Origin of the sequence: Streptosporangium sp. NPDC002544 (assembly GCF_040295965.1) — a bacterium.
In the GTDB taxonomy this organism is placed as follows: Bacteria; Actinomycetota; Actinomycetes; order Streptosporangiales; family Streptosporangiaceae; genus Streptosporangium.
On record NZ_JBEOWJ010000003.1, the window covers coordinates 1 to 18,939 of the forward strand.

The following is an 18,939-nucleotide window of genomic DNA, read 5'->3' on the forward strand; positions in this document are numbered from 1 at the left end:
GAAGTTAAGCTCTTCAGCGCCGATGGTACTGCACCGGGGACGGTGTGGGAGAGTAGGTCGCCGCCGGACAATCTTTCATGAGGGCCCTCACCTTTTGGTGGGGGCCTTCGTGCTTTCCGGGAGAGTTCCGAACGGGAGGCCGGCCGTGGGCCCTCTCCATACCCTGGAATCTGAAATGGTTGAGGGGATCCAGAGGCCCTGCGGAGGCACCCGGGTTCAGGGACGGAGCTCCGAGACATGCCTCGGAACCGGAGGCTGAGAGAGCCGCCGTACGCCTACGGAGAACCAGAAGCCCCGGCCGATGAGGACCGGGGCTTCTCGCGTTGGAGCGCCGCTCGTCAGGGCGTGATGAAGAGGGCGTCGCCCACGGTCCGCTCCGCGCCGTCCGAGGGCCGGTTGACGGGCTTGTGGCCGACGACCATCACACTGGAGCCACCACCGTCGAAGTTGATGGCCTGCTTGGCGCCCAGCCAGCGCATCAGCTGAGCAGCCTCCACCATCGAGGCACCCACGGAGATACCCGGGTTGCGTCCGTCGACCGTGACCAGGATCAGCCCGCCCGACTTGTTGACACCGACCATCGTGCGCGGGTGGCGCCGGAGCATCATGTTGACCGAGGCGTGTCCGTCGGCCGCCGCGGTGATGCGCACCCGGCCGTTCCTGACCAGCCCGACCCCGCCGCCCATGATGTGTGTATCAGGGGTGAGCGGTATCGCCCGCTGCGTCCGCAGGTCGATGACCTTGGTGTCCAGCTTCATCCAGGTGCCCTGTGTGTGTTCCTGCAGCCAGACGGCCGCCAGGCCGGTGCCGTGAAGCACGTAGGTGCCCCGGGCGACGATGCCGCCGGCCTGGCGGACCGTGACGACCTGGCCTTGGGCGTCGATGACGGCCTCGATGCCGCCGTCGGTGGCCGTCTTGCTGCCGAATTCCTCGGTGTAGAGGACGAGCTCGTCGCTTCCGGCGGCCCGGTTGATGCCGTTGACCTCGGCCTTCGTGCCGTCCGAGGAGATCGCGGTGACCTGGGTTCGCAACTCGGTGATCCGGGCCTTGCGGCCCTGGGTGATGACGAGGCCGCTGCGGCCTGGTACGGCCTCGCTGAGCAGCCTGCCACCCACCACGGAGACACCGACCGGGTCGCCCTGAAGGGCCTTGGCGGTGTGGATGTTGAAGAAGCCGCCGTTGACCCCGGCGATGGCGCCGGTCAGTTTCGACATCGAGCTGGTGGTCTCGCGCTTGGCCACGCTCTTGCCGACGCTCGTCTTGAAGGACCCTTTGAACACCTTCGGGTCGACCATCAGCACGCTCATGTTCCAGGGACCGGTGGTCTCGGTGCCGTCGTCGCCGAGATAGTCGGTCTTGGCCCGGATGCCCTGCTCCTTGAGTTCCTTCACGACCTTGTCGGCCTCGGCCCGCTTGCCGAATGACCACAGGCCGATCCTGACCATGTATCGCTCCACAGCCGGGGCGTCCGCTGCGGCGGGCTGCACGATCCGCAGGATGCTGGGAGTGAACCCCGCCGCCTCCACGGCCTCGGCGACCGTCTGCGCGGTGTCCAGGCGGCCGTCGTCGTGGCCGTTGGGCATGAGGGCGGAGACTGTCCAGCCCTGTGTGGACTTGCCGTGCTTCACGCTGAAAAGATCAATGCCCGGTGCCACACTCTGCTGGTTTTTCACCGTGGCCATGCTCACACCCAGTGGGAACGCGGAGGAGGGAAACCCCGAACTCGCCTGCTCGGCCTCAGCGGGAATCGCTGTGGCGGTGAGCGCTAGGGCCGTGAATCCGGCGACAAGGCGTCGCGACATGTATATCTCTCCCCGTTGGTTTCAGAGTTCGTGCACCATCGTGCCGAGATCTACAGGGCGAGGGGAGCGAAACACGCGAAACATCCCAAGAAAGTGTTGCTGCTCACGCAGGGTCATGTCACCCGCGGGAGAATTCACATGCCCGCGACGGTCCCGACCGGGTCAACGGTCCTGGTCAATAAGGATTAGTCCCTGGCCGTTTCGTTGCGACAGCGAGAATGCGACGCTACGGTGCAGTAGGCCGCATTTCCTCAGATCAAGCGGCACATCTTTCCGAGAGGCAGCCGTCATGGGGCTGAGCATTCTCATCGTGATCATCGCAAGCGTGATCCTCGGTGTCATCCTCGGGGCGATCCTGACGCGTCCGCGCCGCTGGGATCTCCACATCTGTGCGGATGACCCCGTTCACTTGGATGCCGCATCCGACAGACACGGTTAGTGCAGTTCGCGTACGAAGTCGGTTCAGGAAGACCCGGAAAAGTCCGCAGGAGTTACCGCGGGACGGATCGCCGCATTCGGTCATCGGGGAAAGCGGTGATCGGGGTAAACGGACGGTCGTGGGTCGTACGGAACCTCGGTTCCGTACGACCCACGACCGTGATCTGGTCAGCCCATGCAGTGATACACCTTGCGCAGGGTCTCGTGGACGATCCAGACGGTCTTGGCCCCCTCGGCGAGCAGGCAGACCGAGCCGGGGACGAGTTCGAGGGTGGTACCCCCGTCGACCTCCAGCGTGGCGCGGCCGGACAGGACCACGAACATCTCGTCACGTTCCACATCGGCCACGGTGCCCGGCGTGATCTCCCAGATGCCCCGGCTCTGCCCGCCATCCGGTGAGGACCACAGCTCGATGGACGAAACGCGCGGGGAACCCGCCAGGATCTGGTCGGGTTCCAGCTCGTCCGGTGAGAGCTGCACGTCACCGGTGGGGACGGAGAACGCCCCGGCAGCGGCGGTCATCCGGGCCAGATCGGCGGGCTCTGGGATGAGAATGTCGGGCATGGGGACCTTTCAGGGGCGGGGATTGTCTCTCCGGAAGGACTCCAGCGCCAGCAGGGCGACATGGAGGGAGAGGCAGGACTCGACATCGTCCAGATCGGTGTCGAGGACGCGTTCCAACCTGTGGAGACGGTCGTAGAAGGCGGGGCGCGACAGATGCGCCCGCTGAGCGGCGAGGGCCTTGTTGCGGCCCGCGTTGAGGTAGACCCGGAGGATCCTGGTGAGATCGCCGCCGCGTTGGGCGTCGTGGGCGAGCAGCGGGCCAAGCTCGCGTTCGGCGAAGGTCTGCAGCCGGGCGTCGTCACGCAGGAGGTGGAGCAGGCCCCGCAGACGGAGGTCGGGGAGCCGGTAGAAAGCGCGTCCGTCGGGCTGCCTGACGGCCACGTCGGCGACCTGCTCGGCCTCCAGGAAGCTTCGCCGCACGTCGCGGACCGACTCGACCACGGAACCCGCGGCGAGGACGAAGGGGGTCGTGAAGGCCGTGCGCAGGTGGTCGGCGAGCATGGTCAGCGCGGATTCGGGGAGGACGCGCGGTGGCAGGGGGAGCAGGACGCCGACCCGGTTCTGGTCCAGGGCGCCGATCAGGGCGGGAAGGCGGGCCTCTCGGCAGGCGGCGGCGGCCGCGTCGCCCAGTTCGGCGAGCTGGGCGAGTTGCTCCTGGCTGTCCATCGGCTTCTCCGCCGGCTCGGCCAGGCGCAGCACCACGCTCATGAGCCTGCGACCGGTGAGCGGCACGCCGACCGCACGGGCGCGGGCCGCGGCCTCCTCGGGGTCGGCGTACGCGTGGGTCAGGATTCCGGTGATGATCGTGCCGTGTGCCTGACGCTCCAGTGACTCCTGGTGGCGTTCCAGCAGGCGGCCCAGGGCGAGGGTGGTCGCGGCGCGTTCGGCGAGCACGATGTCGTGCGGTCCTGGCTCGCCGTCACAGAGCAGGATCAGGCGGCCCCAGTCCTGGCCCCGGGCGCCGACCATGGTGACCAGCCAGCCTGAGGCCGCGTCGTAGGCGGTCCGAGGGTGGGGTGCCACCGAGCGGGAGCGCGTCTCCCAGCCGGCCAGTAGCGTGCCCGTGTCACGTCCGGCGGTGTCGCATGCCAGGACCTGGTGGGCGAGGTTCTCCAGCAGCGCGGGGCGTCCGGACAACCGGGTGACCTGGCCGAGCACCCTCGCGGGGGAGGCGCCCTCGACCGACAGCTCGGTGAAGACCTCGTGCAACTGCTTGGAGGCGCGGAGTTCCTCCAGCTGGATGTCGATGATCCGGGCGTGCACCGACTCGGTGATCTGCACGAACGGCGTCTCCATCGCCAGAGTCACCAGGGGCAGGCCGTGCACTTCGGCGGCGTTGATCACGGCACGGGGCAACTCTTTGATGAACTTGCGGCCCAGCTCCACGATCAGCCCCGACGCACCCACGGCGGCCAGCTCGGCGACATAGTCGGCGAGCTTGTCGGGGTCGTCGGGCAGGGCTATGCCGGTGGTGAGCACGAGCTCGCCTCCGCGTAGCAGGTGGGCGATATCGGTGACCTCGCCCACGTGCACCCAGCGCACCCGGCTGTCCAGTCGGTCAGCTCCCGCTACGACCTGTGGATTGCCCCGGCGAACGGTGTCCAGGGCGAGGACGTCGGCGACTGTAGGGAGCACACACAGAGAGTATCTGATCAGAATGTAAGTACGCGTGGTCCCCCTTTTACATGCTGTTTACCTGCCATCCGTGTACCTGCGGTATCGGGCCCGCGGTGTCGTCTTCACCGGGTTAGGAGATGATCGCTAATGGATGCCCGGCCGCGGGGGCGGTGTCGCGCCGGGGTCCGCCGAGGCCGGTGCCGGTGCCGAGGCCGCGCGGTTCAGGCGGGCCTCCAGGCCGTCGAGGAGGCAGGTCAGGCCGAACTCGAAGTTGAGCGCCCTGGTGGTCTCGACGTCGATCTCCCTGAACTCGGCGTAGCGGGCGGCCAGTCCGGGGTGGCCTGACGCGGCCTTCTCCACCGCCGGATGGAGGGCCGCGTTCAGCTCGTTGGAGTCAAGGCCGGTCCGCTCCATCATGGTCCGCCAGGAGATTTCGGGCAGGGTGACCCCGGACACGTAGGCCATGAGCGTCGAGGCGGCGTAGTCCTGGTCGAGGCCACGGAACCCGGCGTGGTCGAAGGTGGCGACGAGCCGGGTCATCAGCAGTATCGCGTTGGGGCCGATGCCGGGGATGGTCCCGATGAGGTTGGTCACCCAGGGGTGCCTGAAGAGCATCTGGCGCATGCTGTACGCGAAGGAGGCGGCGGAGTTGCGCCAGGTGGTCTCCTGGACGTCCGGGACCGTCAGCTCGCCGTAGACCTCGTCGAGGACCAGCTCCAGCAGCTCGTCCTTGTTGGCCACGTGCCAGTAGATACTGGTGGCCCCCGAGCCGAGCCTGGCGCCCAGGCGGCGCATGCTCAGTGCGTCCAGCCCCTCGGCGTCGAGCAGTGCCATCGCCTCGCGCACGATCTGCGCGCGATCGAGCCCCGGACTCTTGGCGGCGCGCGACTCGCGCGTCCAGACGGAGCTGAAGTGCTGTTTCACGCTCCAAGCATAAATCCGATAGTACACCGTGCGAGCTTGTCGTACAGTGTGCGAGTGGAATCGAACACTGTACGAGTCGAACGCGATCCGAGGCGCTGGTGGATCCTCGGAGTACTCTGTCTGAGCCTGCTGGTCCTGGTGGTGGACAACACGGTCCTGAATCTGGCCATCCCGGCGTTGATGGTCGACCTGGGAGCCACCCCCGCGGACATCCAATGGATCATCGATGCCTATGTCCTGGTCTTCGCCGGGTTGCTGCTCACCTCGGGCAGCCTGTCGGACCGTTATGGCCGTAAGCGTTTCCTGGTCATCGGCCTGCTGCTGTTCGGCGGTGCCTCGCTGATCGCCGTGCTGGTCACCGAGCCCTGGCAGCTGATCGGTGCCCGCGCGCTGATGGGCGTCGGCGGCTCCCTCCTGATGCCGAGCACCCTGTCGATCCTGATCACCGTCTTCGACGAGGAGGAGCGCCGCAAGGCGATCGCCGCGTGGAGCGCGGTGGCCATGGTCGGTGTGATCGCCGGTCCCACGCTGGGCGGTTTCCTGCTGGAACACTACTGGTGGGGATCGATCTTCCTGCTCAACGCGCCCGTCGCGATCGTCGCCGTCGTCGCGGCGGTGCTGCTGATGCCCGAGTCACGTGGTCCGGCGAGAAAACTCGACCCGCTCGGCGTGGTGCTGTCCACGGTCGGCATGAGCGCCCTGGTCTACGTGGTCATCTCCGCCCCGACGGCGGGCTGGACCTCGGCGGAGTCGCTGGTCGCCGCCGGCGTGGCGGTGGTCGCGCTGGGGGCGTTCGTGATCTGGGAGCTCAGGTTGGACCATCCAATGCTCCCGCTGGAACTGTTTCGCAACCGGAACTTCAGCGGTGCCTCGTTCTCGATCGTGCTGATGTCGTTCGGCACGGGCGCGCTGCTGCTGATGCTGACCCAGTACCTGCAGTTCGTGCTGGGCTACGGTCCCATGCAGGCCGGTCTCGCGCTGCTGCCGTACGCCGTGGCCGCCGCGCTGTTCAACGGGGTCGGTGCCGGGCTGGGGCGGAAGGTCAGCAACCGGGTGCTGGTCGCCGTCGGCCTCGCCGTGATGGCGTCCGGCTTCGGGGTGCTCACCTTCATGACCGCCGACACCGGGTACGGCATGTTGATCTCCGGTCTCATGCTCATGGGGATCGGCGGCGGCCTGGCGGGTCCCGCGGCCTACGCGACGCTGATGGGCGCGGTGCCGCCCGCGCACGCCGGTGTCGGGTCGGCGCTCAACGACACGGTCCAGCAGGTCGGCATGGCGCTGAGCATCGCCGTGCTGGGCAGCGTGCTGGCCGGGGTTTACACCTCGTCGATGCCCGCGGACGCCCCGGCCGGCGCCAGGGAGTCGATCGGAGCGGCGCTGCGGCTGGGGGATCCGGGGGTGATCGAGACCGCGCGCGAGGCGTTCGTCTCCGCCATGTCGTTCGGCTCCTGGGTGGGAATCGCCTTCACGCTGGCCGCCGCCACGCTGGCGTTCCTGGTGCTGCGGCCCGCGCCCGTGGGCACGGCCGCCTCGGACACCGACCTGGTGAAGACCGAGGGCTGAGGTTCTCCGGCCGCCGCCACGGCGTGCCGATCCGCCCGGCCGATCCGCCCGGGCGGATCGGCACGCCGGCCTGGGCGTACCGACCTGACAGTGTGCTGGGTTTGGCGACTATATGCCGACATGTTGCTGGTATGAGGAGGGGGCCCCGAGCGGTGATACTCGATGTATGTCGGACCTCCTTGCGCGCCATCGCGCGGTAATGCCCAACTGGCTGGCTCTCTACTACGACGAGCCCATCGAGATCGTCTCAGGCAAGGGCAACCGGGTAGTCGACGCGTCGGGCAAGACCTACCTCGACTTCTTCGCGGGCATTCTGACCAACATGATCGGGTACGACGTGCCCGAGGTGCGGGAGGCCGTGGAGCGGCAGCTCGCCACCGGTGTCGTGCACACCTCCACGGTCTACCTGCTGCGCGGTCAGGTCGAGCTGGCCGAGAAGATCGCCAGGCTCTCCGGTATCCAGGACGCGAAGGTCTTCTTCACCAACTCCGGCACCGAGGCCAACGAGGCCGCGCTGCTGCTGGCGACCTACGCGCGCAAGTCCGACCAGGTGCTCGCCATGCGGCAGAGCTACCACGGCCGCTCCTTCGGCACGATCGGCGTCACGGGCAACCGTTCCTGGAGGAACAACTCGCTGTCGCCGCTGAACGTGCACTTCCTGCACGGAGCCGACCGGCACCTCGCCCAGTTCCGCGGCCTGTCCGACGCCGGCTACATCGAGGCCTGCGTCGACGACCTGCGCCACGTGCTCTCCACGGCCGTCTCCAACGACGTGGCGGCGCTGATCGCCGAGCCGATCCAGGGCGTGGGCGGCTTCACCATGGCCCCCGACGGGCTGTTCGCCGCCTACCAGGAGGTCCTCGACTCCGAGGGGATCCTGTTCATCTCCGACGAGGTGCAGACCGGCTGGGGCCGTACCGGCTCGGCCTTCTTCGGCATCCAGAACCACGGTGTCACGCCCGACATGATGACCTTCGCCAAGGGGCTGGGCAACGGCTTCGCGGTGGGTGGCGTCGTCGCCCGGGGTGACCTGATGGACAACCTCCACGCCGTCGGGCTGGCCACCTTCGGCGGCAACCCGATCTCCATGGCCGCGGCCAACGCCACCCTGGACTACGTCCTCGACCACGACCTGCAGGCCGCCGCGGCCAGGACCGGTGCCCTGATCATCGACGGGCTCCGCGAGGCCGCGCCGCGCCTGCCGATCGTCGGCGACGTCCGCGGCAGGGGCCTGATGTTCGCCGTCGAGCTGGTCGACCCGGCGACGGGCGAACCCTCCCCGGCGCTCGCCAACCGGTTCATGGAGGAGAGCAGGAAGGCCGGCCTGCTGGCGGGCAAGGGCGGGCTGCGGGGCAACGTGCTCCGCATGGCCCCGCCGCTCACCCTGACCATGGAGGAGGCCGCCGAGGGCCTCGGAATCATCGTCGGTGTGCTCGAAACCGTCAACGCCGAGGTCGCCTCGTGAAGAACGTCACTCACTGGATCAACGGAGCCCTCGTCGAGGGCTCCGGCCGCACCTCCGAGATCTTCAACCCGGCGACCGGAGAGGTCACCGGGCGGGTCCAGCTGGCCTCGGTGGAGGAGGTGGACGCGGCCGTGGCCGCCGCCGTCGCGGCCTGGCCCGCCTGGCGGGACGCCTCGCTGGTCAAGCGCTCGCAGGTACTGTTTCGTTTCCGCGAGCTGATGTACGCCCACCGCGACGAGCTGGCCCGGCTCATCTCGGCCGAGCACGGCAAGGTCCACTCCGACGCGCTCGGCGAGGTCGCCCGCGGCCTGGAGGTCGTGGAGTTCGCCTGCGGCATCCCGCACCTGCTCAAGGGCGGCTTCTCCGAGGGCGTCTCCACCCGGGTCGACTCCTACTCGATCCGGCAGCCGCTGGGCGTCGTCGCCGGGATCACCCCGTTCAACTTCCCGGCCATGGTGCCGATGTGGATGTTCCCGATCGCGATCGCCGCGGGCAACGCCTTCATCCTCAAACCGTCGGAGAAGGACCCCTCGGCCTCGTTGCTGATGGCCTCGCTGTGGAAGGAGGCCGGGCTGCCCGACGGTGTCTTCGGCGTCGTCCAGGGCGACAAGACGGCGGTGGACCGGCTGCTGGAGCACCCGCACGTGCGCGCGGTCTCGTTCGTCGGGTCCACGCCCATCGCCCGCCACGTCTATGAGAGCGCCACCCGTCACGGCAAGCGGGTCCAGGCGCTCGGCGGCGCCAAGAACCACATGCTGGTGCTGCCCGACGCCGACCTGGACCTGGTCGCCGACGCCGCGGTCTCGGCGGGTTTCGGCTCGGCCGGTGAGCGCTGCATGGCGATCTCCGTCGTGCTGGCCGTGGACCCGGTCGGCGACGAGCTGGTCGACAGGATCGTCTCCCGGGTCGCGGAGCTGACCGTCGGCCCCGGCGACGATCCCGCCGCGCAGATGGGGCCCCTGGTCACCGAGGCCCATCGCGACAAGGTCGCCTCCTATCTGGAGCTGGGCGTCGCCGAGGGGGCGAAGCTCGTCGTGGACGGCCGCCGGACCCCGGTCCTGGGCGGTGGCGCGGCCGAGGAGAGTCCTGGTTTCTGGCTGGGGCCCACGGTGCTCGACCATGTGCCCGCCGGCTCGCGGGTCCATACCGAGGAGATCTTCGGTCCGGTCCTGGCGATCGTGCGGGTCTCCTCCTATGAGGAGGGCCTGGAGCTGATCAACGGTGGTGAGTTCGGCAACGGTACCGCGGTCTTCACCAACGACGGCGGCGCGGCCCGGCGTTTCCAGAACGAGGTCGAGGTCGGCATGGTCGGTATCAACGTGCCGATCCCGGTGCCGATGGCCTTCTACAGCTTCGGTGGCTGGAAGTCCTCGCTCTTCGGTGACACCCATGTCCACGGGAGCGAGGGTGTGCACTTCTACACCCGGGGCAAGGTCGTCACCTCCCGCTGGCTCGACCCGAGCCACGGCGGTGTCAACCTCGGCTTCCCCACCAACGGCTAGTGGTCCCGCATCGGACATCGAGCGGGAGGTTCCCGGTAGGGAGCAGGCGCCCCGACCAGGGAGAAGGAGGCGCCCCACCCACTGGCCCCTGAACCGTGAGGTCCGCGTCCCTCCTGCCGGGACGCGGGCCTCACGTGTGCTCTGACACCTCTGCCGCGGGGCGGGGCTCGCCCACGCCTGGCCGGTGGGAACCGGGCACACACCCCAACGGACCGCGGGAGGCCGAGGATGGCCGGTAGGCTCCCGGGCAGATCGGTGGCGACGTCGGGAGGAAACCTCGTGGGCCTCGTGGGCAGGGACAGGCTCCGTCGCGCGCGTCTCGGGGCAGTGCTGGGGGCGGGCGGCCTGGCGCTCGCCACCCTGGCCCAGGCGGGGGCCGCGAGCGCGGCCCAGCCGGTGCGGAGCTCCACGCCCGTCGCGGCGCCCGGCTCCGAGCCCGGAGCCACCTCCAGCCCGGCGCCGTCGGCGTCCATCGGCAAGGGCGAGGGCATGCTCCAGGTGCTCACGTTCCAGGGGTACGTCGAGTACGGCGCGGTCAGCTCGCGGGTCAACTGGCTGACACCCTTCGAGCGGGAGAGCGGCTGCGTCGTCAAGCTCGACCGGGTCAGGACGAGCGAGGAGATGGCCGCCAGGTTCGCCCGGGGCGGCTACGACGTGCTCTCGGCCGCCCCCGACCTGGCCGGTCTGCTGGTGGAGCAGGGGAAGGTCGCGCCGCTCGACACCGCGCTGGTCGCCGACTACCGGCGGATTCCCAAGCGCCTGCGCGAGCTGCCCGGTCTGCGTGAGGACGGCAAGGTCTACGGCATTCCCTACCTGTGGGGGGTGAACCGGGTGGTCCGCGAAGGGGACGGGCCGCGGGGGCCCCTCGCCCTCTACGGGGCGGCTCCGGCGGCGATCAGGAACAGCCCGCTGAGCATCGCCGACGCCGCGCTCGCCCTCAAGGGGACGCGCCCCCAGTTGAAGATCAAGAATCCGTTCCAGCTCACCCCCGCCCAGCTCGACGCCGCGATGAAGCTCCTCGCCGAGGGCGACGGCCCCGACCGGGTTTACTGGGACGGCTCGCTCGACCTGGTCAGGGCACTGTCGGCGGAGCGGGTGCGGATCGCCCAGGTCCTGCCCTACCACCTCGACCTCTTCCAGCGCGCGGGCCGGCCGATGAAGGTGCTGAAGGGAGGCCCGGCGACAGGGTGGGTCGACTCGTGGATGCTCGCGGCCAAGCCGGCCAGCCCGAACTGCGCCTACCGGTGGCTGAACTGGATGAGTTCGGCGCGGGCGCAGCGCCCCGCCGCGGCCTGGACCGGCCTCGCCCCGGCCAACCCGGAGGCGTGCGGCGGGCGCGCCCGCCGGATGTGCGAGGCCTACCACGTGCGTGACGACCGCCGGCTGCGCGACGTCCTCTTCGCCGCCCGCCCGGCGAGGGACTGCGGCGGCCTGGGTGGGGAGTGCACCGACTACGCCGACTGGGCGGAGCGCTGGAAAAGCCTCCGAGCATCCTCGGAGCCTGGAAAGCCCCGGATCTCCGACTGAGGCCGCACCCGGTCGCCCCCTCGCCGGGAAAGGGAGGCTCCGTGATGTTCCCTCTACCCTGCTATGTCTGCGCTCTCGGCGACAAGCTACGTTTTTCGTTGCTCTGATCGTTTTCGACGATGGATTCAGTGGGAAAATCATGCTCTTAATATCGACTGGTCGACCAGTCAGTGGGTAGGCTAGTCGCCATGAGAATCCTTCTTGTTGGAGCGGGCGGCGTTGGCTCCGCCGTCGTCCCGATCGCCGCACGCCGAGATTTCTTCGAACACATCGTGGTCGCCGACTCTCAACAGGACCGGGCCGCCGCCGTGGTGGCCAGGATCGCGGACCCGCGTTTCAGCGCCATCGGGCTGGACGCCTCCGACCGGGTGGCGGTCGAGGCCGCCCTCGCCGAGCACCGCTGCGACGTGCTCTTCAACGCGGTGGACCCCCGCTTCACCATGTCCCTGTTCGAGGCGGCGCTCAACGCCGGAGCCCACTACCTCGACATGGCGATGTCGCTGTCACGCCCCCATCCCCGCAGACCGTACGAGCTGACCGGGGTGAAGCTCGGCGACGAGCAGTTCGCCCTCGGCGAGGCATGGCGGGAGCGGGGCGGGCTGGCGTTGGTCGGCATGGGCGTGGAACCTGGGCTGGCCGACGTCTTCGCGCGCTACGCCGCCGAGCACCTCTTCGAGAGCATCGAGGAGATCGGTATCCGCGACGGCTCCAACCTGGTGGTCGAGGGCTATGACTTCGCGCCGACCTTCTCCATCTGGACGACCATCGAGGAGTGCCTCAACCCGCCGGTGGTCTGGGAGGACGGTGACTGGCACACCACCGAGCCGTTCAGCGAGCCCGAGGTCTTCGACTTCCCCGAGGGGATCGGGCCCGTCGAGTGCGTCAATGTCGAGCACGAGGAGGTGCTCCTCGTACCGCGCTACATCGACGCCAGGCGGGTGACGTTCAAGTACGGTCTCGGCGAGGAGTTCATCGGAGTCCTGAAGACCCTGCACAAGCTGGGCCTGGACAAGGCGGGCAAGATCAAGGTGGGTGGTGTCGAGACCTCGCCGCGCGACGTGGTCGCGGCCAGCCTCCCCGACCCGGCCACGCTCGGTGACCGGATGCGGGGCAAGACCTGCGCCGGAACCTGGGTGAAGGGCGTGGGCAAGGACGGGCGGCCGCGCGAGGTCTACCTCTACCACGTGGTCGACAACGAGTGGTCGATGCGGGAGTACGGCTGCCAGGCCGTGGTCTGGCAGACGGCGGTGCACCCGGTGGTCGCCCTGGAGTTGCTGGCCACCGGCGCCTGGTCGGGCACCGGGGTGCTCGGCCCCGAGGCGTTCGACGCGGTGCCCTTCCTGGAACTGCTCAACGCCTACGGCTCGCCGTGGGGCATGCGCGACCAGACCACCCCGGCTCTCCTGTCGGCCTGACGCGCCGCGCCCTCGGGCGAGCCGTTACCGTTCCGCCTGCGCCAGCCGGGCGGCCCGGGTCTCCAGGTAGCGCTGTTCGGGAAGGCTGGTGGTACGGCGCGCGGCCTCGCGGTAGCCGGCGCGGGCGGCCTCACGGTCACCGGCCGTCTCCAGCAGGTGCGCGCGCACCGCGTGCAGGCGGTGGTGCCCGGCCACCCGCTCGTCGGCCTCCAGGCCCCCGAGCAGGTCGAGTCCGGCCCGCGGGCCCTTCACCATCGCGAGCGCGACGGCGTGGTTGAGCGTGACCATCGGGTTGGGGGCCAGGCGTTCGAGCAGCCTGTACAGCGCGAGGATCTGCGGCCAGTCCGTCTCCTCGGCGCAGGTCGCCTCGGCGTGCACCGCGGCGATCGCCGCCTGGAGCTGGTAAGGGCCGAGAGGTGCCCAGGCCAGCACGTCCGTGATGAGCGCGACCCCCTCGGCGGTGGCCTCCCCGTTCCAGCGGCTCCGGTCCTGCTCGGCGAGCGGTATCAGTGAGCCACCGGGCCCGGTGCGGGCCGGTCGCCGGGCGTCGGTGAGCACCATGAGGGCGAGCAGTCCGGCCACCTCGCCGTCTCCGGGCAGCAGCCCGCGGACCATGCGGGCGAGCCGGATCGCCTCCCCGGCCAGCTCGGGGCGTTGCAGGTCGGGTCCCGAGGTGGCCGTGTAGCCCTCGTTGAAGATCAGGTACAGCACGTGCAGGACCACTCGCAGCCGCTCGGCCCGCTCCGGCTCGGGAGGCGGTGTGAAGGGAATGCCCGTGCTCCTGATCCGCTGCTTGGCCCGGCTGATGCGCTGGGCCATGGTCGCCTCGGGGACGAGGAACGCGTGGGCGATCTGCGCCGTGGTCAGACCGCCGACCGCGCGCAGGGTGAGCGCGACCTGCGAGGCAGGGGAGAGCGCGGGGTGGCAGCACAGGAACAGCAGGGTCAGGGTGTCGTCCTGCCCGCCTGCCCGCTCGGCGTCGGCGGCGGGCGAGCGGAACTCGTCCGCGGGCGTCCGCGTCGCGACCAGGGTCTCCCTGCGGGTGCGCGCGTACTCGCTGCGCAGCTCGTCGGTCAGCCGGCGGGAGGCGACCGTGATCAGCCAGCCGCGGGGATTGTCCGGTACGCCCTCGCCGGGCCACTGCAGGGTGGCGGCCAGCAACGCCTCCTGCACCGCGTCCTCGCACGCGTCGAAGTGACCGTGGCGCCGGACGAGCGCGCCGAGGACCTGCGGCGCGAGCTCGCGCAGCAGGTCCTCGGTTCCACTGGCAAGGGTCACGCCTCGGTACCGGCCGTGCTCATGATCGGCCGTATCTCCACCGCGCACAGCCGGGCGTCCGGCCAGCGTCTGGCGATCTCGGCCGCCCGCTCGGGGCTCTCGCAGTCGATCACGCAGTATCCGGCCAGGTGCTCCTTGGCCTCAAGGAACGGCCCGTCCGTGGTCGCCGGCACGCCGTCGCGCATCCGCGCGGTCCTGGTCTGCGAAGGGTCGGCCAGCGCCTCCCCGCCGACCCACTCGCCGGAGTCGGTGAGCTCCTTCATGAGGGCGCCGGCCTCGCCCATTATCCCGTCGACCTCCTGCGGGGACAGGGTCTCCCAGGTCGCGGGGTTGCTGTAGATCAGCAGCATGTACTTCACGCTCTCGCTCCTCGTGCTCGCGGCGCCCGGCGCGGGTGCCTCTCACGGTCAGGTCGGAGCGGGTGGTCCGGTCTCGACATCCATCCGCAAGGAAAGTGGCGCCCGCACCTCCGTGGCCGCGAGCACCGGGCCGTACGGCGGCCTGACCTCGTGCACGGGCGCGCTCCGATGCTGGAGAAGCTACCCGAACGGTGCACGCCTCGGGACGGTGCGGGGTCGGAGGTCTAGGAGAAGGCCACGTGGCGAGGGAGGGAGTGGGCGTCGTCCTGTTGCGGCAGCAGTGCCTCCGCGCACTCGGGGCAGGCGAAGAGGGCGTTGCCGTCCGGAAGGCGGCCGATCCTGATGCGCGGGCGGGGCCACTTCTTGTGACAGGCCACGCAGGCGTCGCCCTCACGCTGGGTGCGGGTCAGCCCCTCGGGGTCGAAGGTCATCGTGCCGTGTGCCGTTCTGGCCGGCCGCCAACTCATCTTGAATTCCTCCAGCGTGGAGACCCCTGGTTCTCTCCCGCGGCTCGGCCGTGGGGAGGATGTCGACACGTTTCCTGTGGTGATCGAGCACTTTCATATCGGAACTGTTATAACGCGATCACAGCCCGTGACCGTTGTGGTAGGTGTCAAGTGGTGGTTAAATCACGGCCTACATGCAGGCCGTATAACGGCAAATAGGGCACTCAGCATCAAGCCGGGTGCCCTATTTAGTGGTATCTAAACCGTCAGACCTCGCTTATGGCTTTCTCCAGGATGGTGAGCCCCTCCTCCAGGAGGTGGTCGGGGATGACCAGCGGCGGCAGGAAGCGCAGCACGTTGCCGTAGGTGCCCGCGGTCAGCACGAGCAGGCCCTCGGCGTGGCACCTCCTGGCGATCTCGCCCGCCGCCGTGGGGTGCGGGTCCTTGGTGCCGGGAACCACCAGCTCGATGGCGATCATGGCCCCCCGGCCGCGTACGTCGCCGATCACCGGGTTCCGCTCCGCCATGGCGCGCAGCCGGGGGAGCATGGTCTCGCCGATGCGGCGGGCCTTTCCGGTCAGGTCGTCGGCCTCGATGGTCTCCAGCACGCCCAGTGCCGCCTCGCAGGCGAGCGGGTTACCGCCGTAGGTGCCGCCCAGACCGCCCACGTGAACCTTGTCGAGGAGATCGGCCCGGCCGGTGACCGCGGACAGCGGGAGGCCGCCCGCGATGCCCTTGGCGGTGACGATGATGTCGGGCACGATGCCCTCGTCCTCGCAGGCGAACAGGTCGCCGGTACGGGAGAAACCGGTCTGCACCTCGTCGGCGATGAAGACGATGCCGTTCTCCCGGCAGAACTCCGCGATCCTCGGCAGGAAGCCCTTGGCGGGCTCGATGAAGCCGCCCTCACCCGCGATCGGCTCGATCACCACGGCGGCGACGTTCTCCGCGCCGATCTGCTTGGTGATCTGGTCGATCGCCTGGGCGGCGGCCTCCTCGGCGCAGTTCTCCGGGCCCGAGGGCCAGCGGAACGGGTAGGCCAGCGGCACCCGGTAGACCTCGGGGGCGAACGGGCCGAAGCCGTGCTTGTACGGCATGTTCTTGGCGGTCAGCGTCATCGTCAGCAGGGTCCGGCCGTGGTAGCCGTGGTCGAAGACGACGACCGCCTGGCGGCCGGTGGCCTGGCGGGCGACCTTGACCGCGTTCTCCACGGCCTCGGCGCCGCTGTTGAGCAGGAAGGTGCGCTTCTCGTGGTCGCCGGGGGTGATCTCGTTGAGCTTCTCGGCGACCTGCACGTACGACTCGTACGGCGTGATCATGAAGCAGGTGTGCGTGAAGTCGGCGACCTGCTTGCGCACCCGCTCGACGACGCGCGGAGCGGCGTTGCCGGCGTTGGTCACCGCGATGCCGGAACCGAAGTCGATCAGGGAGTTGCCGTCGGCGTCGACGACCACACCGCCTCCGGCGTGCGTCACGAAGACGGGCAGTGTGGTGCCGATGCCCGGTGGTACGGAGGCCTGTTTGCGCGCGAACAGCTCACGGGACTTCGGGCCGGGGATCTCGGTGACGATGCGGCGTTCCTGCGGAAGCGAGGGGCCGCCCTCGGTGACGGTGCTCATGATGTGAAGGTATGCGGTGGATGTCGGTGTGCCGATGATGCACTATGTCAAAATTGACGGGGAACACTGGACGTAACGTACAAAACGGGGGTGGCTGTGGCGCCGACGCTGCGCACCGTCGTACGGCGGTCGCCGCTCGGGCTCGGCGTGCTCGCCGGTGGAGACGCGCTCGACCGGCCGGTGCGCTGGGTGGCGGTCAGCGAACTGGAGGATCCCACCCCGTTCCTTGAGGGCGGGGAACTGGTCCTCACCACGGGCATGCGCCTGGACGCCGGCAACGCCGCGTCCTACGTCGAGCGCCTGGTCGGCAGGGAGGTCGCCGGCCTCGGATTCGGCGTCGGGCTCGGGCACGAGACGATCCCCGGGGAACTGGTCGAGGCCGCCACCCGGGCGGGGCTGCCGCTGCTCGAGGTGCCGCGCGACACCCCGTTCGTCGCCATCGGCAAGGTGGTCAGCGAACTGCTCGCCGCGGAGCAGTATGACGAGCTCAGCCGTGCCTTCGCCGCCCAGGGCCGGCTCACCCGCGCCGCCCTGCGCCCGGAGGGGCCTCGCGCGGTGATCGACCGCCTGGCCCGCGAGCTGGGCGGCTGGGCGGTCCTGCTCGACGAGGCGGGGGCCGTGCGGCACGCGGCGGGCCGGGGTTCGGCCGGCGCCGCCGACGACCTCGGCCCCGAGCTGGAGCGGTTGAGAAAGATCACCAACCGTGGCGCGCCCGCGAGCGTGGCCCTCTCCTCGCCCAGGGAGCACGTCATCGTGCAGCCGTTCGGGGCCCGCCGGGTCAGGGGATTCCTCGCCGTCGGCCTCGGCCGGCCCTTCACCCCGGTCGCGCACACCGTGGTCAACGCCGCCGGTTCCCTGCTGACGCTTGCCGCCGAGCACGGCAGGGAGTACCTGGCCGCCGAGCGCCGGGTCCGCTCGGCGGTGCTGCGGCTGCTGCTGGCCGGGCAGGTGGACGCCGGGTGCGAGACGCTGGAGCGGCTGGGGGAGCGGCTTCCCGCCGGGCCGCTGGTGGCCATCGCCTGCGCCGGCGAGCGGGAGGCGGTGCTGGAGGCCGCGGGTGACGAGTTCGCGGCGGCAGACGGCGACACCGGCGGGGACACCGGCGGTGACAGGGTGGTCCTGCTCGTCCCGGCCTCGCGGGCCGATGCCGTGGCGGCGGCGCTCGGCGAGCACGGCCCCGTCGGGGTCGGCGATCCCGCCGGTCTCGACGATCTGCGTACCGGACTCGACCAGGCAGGCCAGGCGCTCGCCGCGGCCAGGCGCGGTGCCGTGCCGGTGATGCGCTTCGCCGATCTGGCGGGCCGGGGACTGCTCTGCCTGCTCGACTCCGACGCGGCGGCGGCGTTCTCCGCGGCGCTGCTCGCCCCGCTCAGGAAGTACGGCTCGCGCGCGGATCTGCTGGAGTCCCTCCGGGCCTACCTGGACTGCAACGGCCACTGGGACGCGGCGGCGCAGCGGCTCGGAGTGCACCGTCACACCCTGCGCTACCGCATGCGCCGGGTCGCCGAACTCGTCGGCCGTGACCTCGACGACCCGGCGGCCCGTGCCGAACTCTGGATCGCCCTGGCCGTCGCCGGGTGACGGGTCCGCTCGGTGAGCCGGAGCGGGGGCTCCGCCCACAAAGAGGCCGGGGAGCCGGTCACGCCCGGGAGACGTCGGCGACCAGGTAGCGGGAGATGACGGCCTGGGTGACCGTGTCGTAGGTGCTGCTGTCGCGCAGGTGCCCGGCACGTTCCAGGCTGATCGCGCCCTGGGCGGCGGCCCACACGGCATCGGCGATCTTCCTGGGCTGGGTGGGGACGATGTACCCGGCCGAGATGCAGTCGGCGATCACCCGGTCGACGATGTTCAGCGCCGCGCGGGCCAGGGTCCTGGCCCGCTCGCTCGGTACGAAGCCGGGAATCGCGCGCTCGAACATCAGGGCGTAGTAGCCGGGCTCGTCCAGCGCGGCCTCCCGGTAGACGGGGCCGAGCGCTATGAGGTGCTCCAGGGAGTCCCTGCGCGGGGGCACGGCCTCCAGACGCCGCCGGAAGCGCTCGAAGCCTTCCAGGTACAGAGCCTCGGCGAGGCCCTCCTTGCTGCCGAACATGGTGTAGATGACCGTTGTGGAGCACTCCGCCTCGGTGGCGATGCGGCGCATCGACAGGCTCTCGGGGCCGATGGTGACCAGCAACTGGCTGGCGACGTCGAGCAGCCTGGTGCGCAGTTCGTCGTGTGAGGCCCGTTCACCGAGGAGATACGCGCCCTGAAGGCCGCGCGGCGCCGAGGAGGTCATGCGCCCACGCCCTTCCGCTCTGAGTGTTCATTCGGTGACTTAGCCATGATGAAGATCATTTAAACCGGCGCCATGTAAGGAATATCACCGAATGCCCCTCTTTTCGTTACAGGGTCGGGGTGAATGGACCATTGGCCGGAAA

At 69.7% G+C, this 18,939-nt stretch carries 15 protein-coding genes and 1 rRNA gene; 7 read left to right on the forward strand and 9 right to left on the reverse strand.

Features of this window, described 5'->3' with window-relative positions; translation table 11 throughout:
• Positions 1 to 69 (forward strand): 5S ribosomal RNA (gene rrf, locus ABT061_RS48335); the annotation flags it as partial.
• Between the two features lie 269 nt (positions 70 to 338).
• Here the strand turns inward: rrf and ABT061_RS04835 are convergent.
• The 4 genes from ABT061_RS04835 to ABT061_RS04850 all read right to left on the reverse strand — a co-directional run bounded on the left by ABT061_RS04835 (position 339) and on the right by ABT061_RS04850 (position 5,345).
• The gene (locus ABT061_RS04835; RefSeq protein WP_350912734.1) at positions 339 to 1,802 is read right to left on the reverse strand and encodes a phosphodiester glycosidase family protein; all 1,464 of its coding nucleotides are present in this window, start codon (positions 1,800 to 1,802) and stop codon (positions 339 to 341) included.
• 606 nt (positions 1,803 to 2,408) lie between these two features.
• Positions 2,409 to 2,804, reverse strand: coding sequence for a cupin domain-containing protein (locus ABT061_RS04840; RefSeq protein WP_350912735.1), 396 nt, complete (start codon positions 2,802 to 2,804; stop codon positions 2,409 to 2,411).
• A gap of 9 nt (positions 2,805 to 2,813) precedes the next feature.
• Complete coding sequence (locus tag ABT061_RS04845; protein ID WP_350912737.1) at positions 2,814 to 4,439, reverse strand: PucR family transcriptional regulator; 1,626 nt, start codon at positions 4,437 to 4,439, stop codon at positions 2,814 to 2,816.
• Between the two features lie 126 nt (positions 4,440 to 4,565).
• Complete coding sequence (locus tag ABT061_RS04850; protein ID WP_350912739.1) at positions 4,566 to 5,345, reverse strand: TetR/AcrR family transcriptional regulator; 780 nt, start codon at positions 5,343 to 5,345, stop codon at positions 4,566 to 4,568.
• Positions 5,346 to 5,399: 54 nt separating this feature from the next.
• On the opposite strand from ABT061_RS04850, the gene ABT061_RS04855 reads away from it, so the two are divergent.
• From ABT061_RS04855 to ABT061_RS04875, 5 genes are all read left to right on the forward strand, one after another.
• Positions 5,400 to 6,911 (forward strand): MFS transporter, encoded by a 1,512-nt coding sequence (locus ABT061_RS04855; protein WP_350912741.1) that lies wholly within the window; start codon positions 5,400 to 5,402, stop codon positions 6,909 to 6,911.
• 166 nt (positions 6,912 to 7,077) lie between these two features.
• Positions 7,078 to 8,376 carry an aspartate aminotransferase family protein gene (locus tag ABT061_RS04860; RefSeq protein ID WP_350912743.1) on the forward strand — a complete coding sequence of 433 codons (1,299 nt, stop codon included), beginning with the start codon at positions 7,078 to 7,080 and terminating at the stop codon, positions 8,374 to 8,376.
• The gene (locus ABT061_RS04865) at positions 8,373 to 9,878 is read left to right on the forward strand and encodes a CoA-acylating methylmalonate-semialdehyde dehydrogenase (RefSeq protein WP_350912745.1); all 1,506 of its coding nucleotides are present in this window, start codon (positions 8,373 to 8,375) and stop codon (positions 9,876 to 9,878) included. The genes ABT061_RS04860 and ABT061_RS04865 overlap by 4 nt, the downstream gene beginning before the upstream one ends.
• 228 nt (positions 9,879 to 10,106) lie before the next feature.
• Entirely contained in the window at positions 10,107 to 11,405 is a 1,299-nt protein-coding gene (locus ABT061_RS04870; RefSeq protein WP_350912748.1) for a type 2 periplasmic-binding domain-containing protein, read from the forward strand.
• Positions 11,406 to 11,593: 188 nt separating this feature from the next.
• Positions 11,594 to 12,820, forward strand: a complete 1,227-nt coding sequence (locus ABT061_RS04875) for a saccharopine dehydrogenase family protein (protein WP_350912750.1) — start codon at positions 11,594 to 11,596, stop codon at positions 12,818 to 12,820.
• A 24-nt stretch (positions 12,821 to 12,844) separates the two neighbouring features.
• Here ABT061_RS04875 and ABT061_RS04880 read toward each other — a convergent pair whose 3' ends face one another.
• The 4 genes from ABT061_RS04880 to gabT all read right to left on the reverse strand — a co-directional run bounded on the left by ABT061_RS04880 (position 12,845) and on the right by gabT (position 16,522).
• Positions 12,845 to 14,098, reverse strand: coding sequence for an RNA polymerase sigma factor (locus ABT061_RS04880; protein ID WP_350912752.1), 1,254 nt, complete (start codon positions 14,096 to 14,098; stop codon positions 12,845 to 12,847).
• Positions 14,095 to 14,448, reverse strand: coding sequence for a YciI family protein (locus ABT061_RS04885; protein WP_350913419.1), 354 nt, complete (start codon positions 14,446 to 14,448; stop codon positions 14,095 to 14,097). The genes ABT061_RS04880 and ABT061_RS04885 overlap by 4 nt, the downstream gene beginning before the upstream one ends.
• Positions 14,449 to 14,681: 233 nt before the next feature.
• The gene (locus ABT061_RS04890) at positions 14,682 to 14,924 is read right to left on the reverse strand and encodes a hypothetical protein (protein ID WP_350912754.1); all 243 of its coding nucleotides are present in this window, start codon (positions 14,922 to 14,924) and stop codon (positions 14,682 to 14,684) included.
• A gap of 245 nt (positions 14,925 to 15,169) precedes the next feature.
• The gene (gabT, locus tag ABT061_RS04895; RefSeq protein WP_350912756.1) at positions 15,170 to 16,522 is read right to left on the reverse strand and encodes a 4-aminobutyrate--2-oxoglutarate transaminase; all 1,353 of its coding nucleotides are present in this window, start codon (positions 16,520 to 16,522) and stop codon (positions 15,170 to 15,172) included.
• A gap of 90 nt (positions 16,523 to 16,612) precedes the next feature.
• Between gabT and ABT061_RS04900 the strand changes: the two genes are divergently transcribed.
• Entirely contained in the window at positions 16,613 to 18,103 is a 1,491-nt protein-coding gene (locus tag ABT061_RS04900; protein WP_350912758.1) for a PucR family transcriptional regulator, read from the forward strand.
• 58 nt (positions 18,104 to 18,161) lie between these two features.
• On the opposite strand, the gene ABT061_RS04905 is transcribed toward ABT061_RS04900, so the two are convergent.
• On the reverse strand, positions 18,162 to 18,797 hold the full coding sequence (locus tag ABT061_RS04905) for a TetR/AcrR family transcriptional regulator (RefSeq protein WP_350912759.1): 636 nt from the start codon (positions 18,795 to 18,797) through the stop codon (positions 18,162 to 18,164).
• Positions 18,798 to 18,939: the final 142 nt, after the last annotated feature.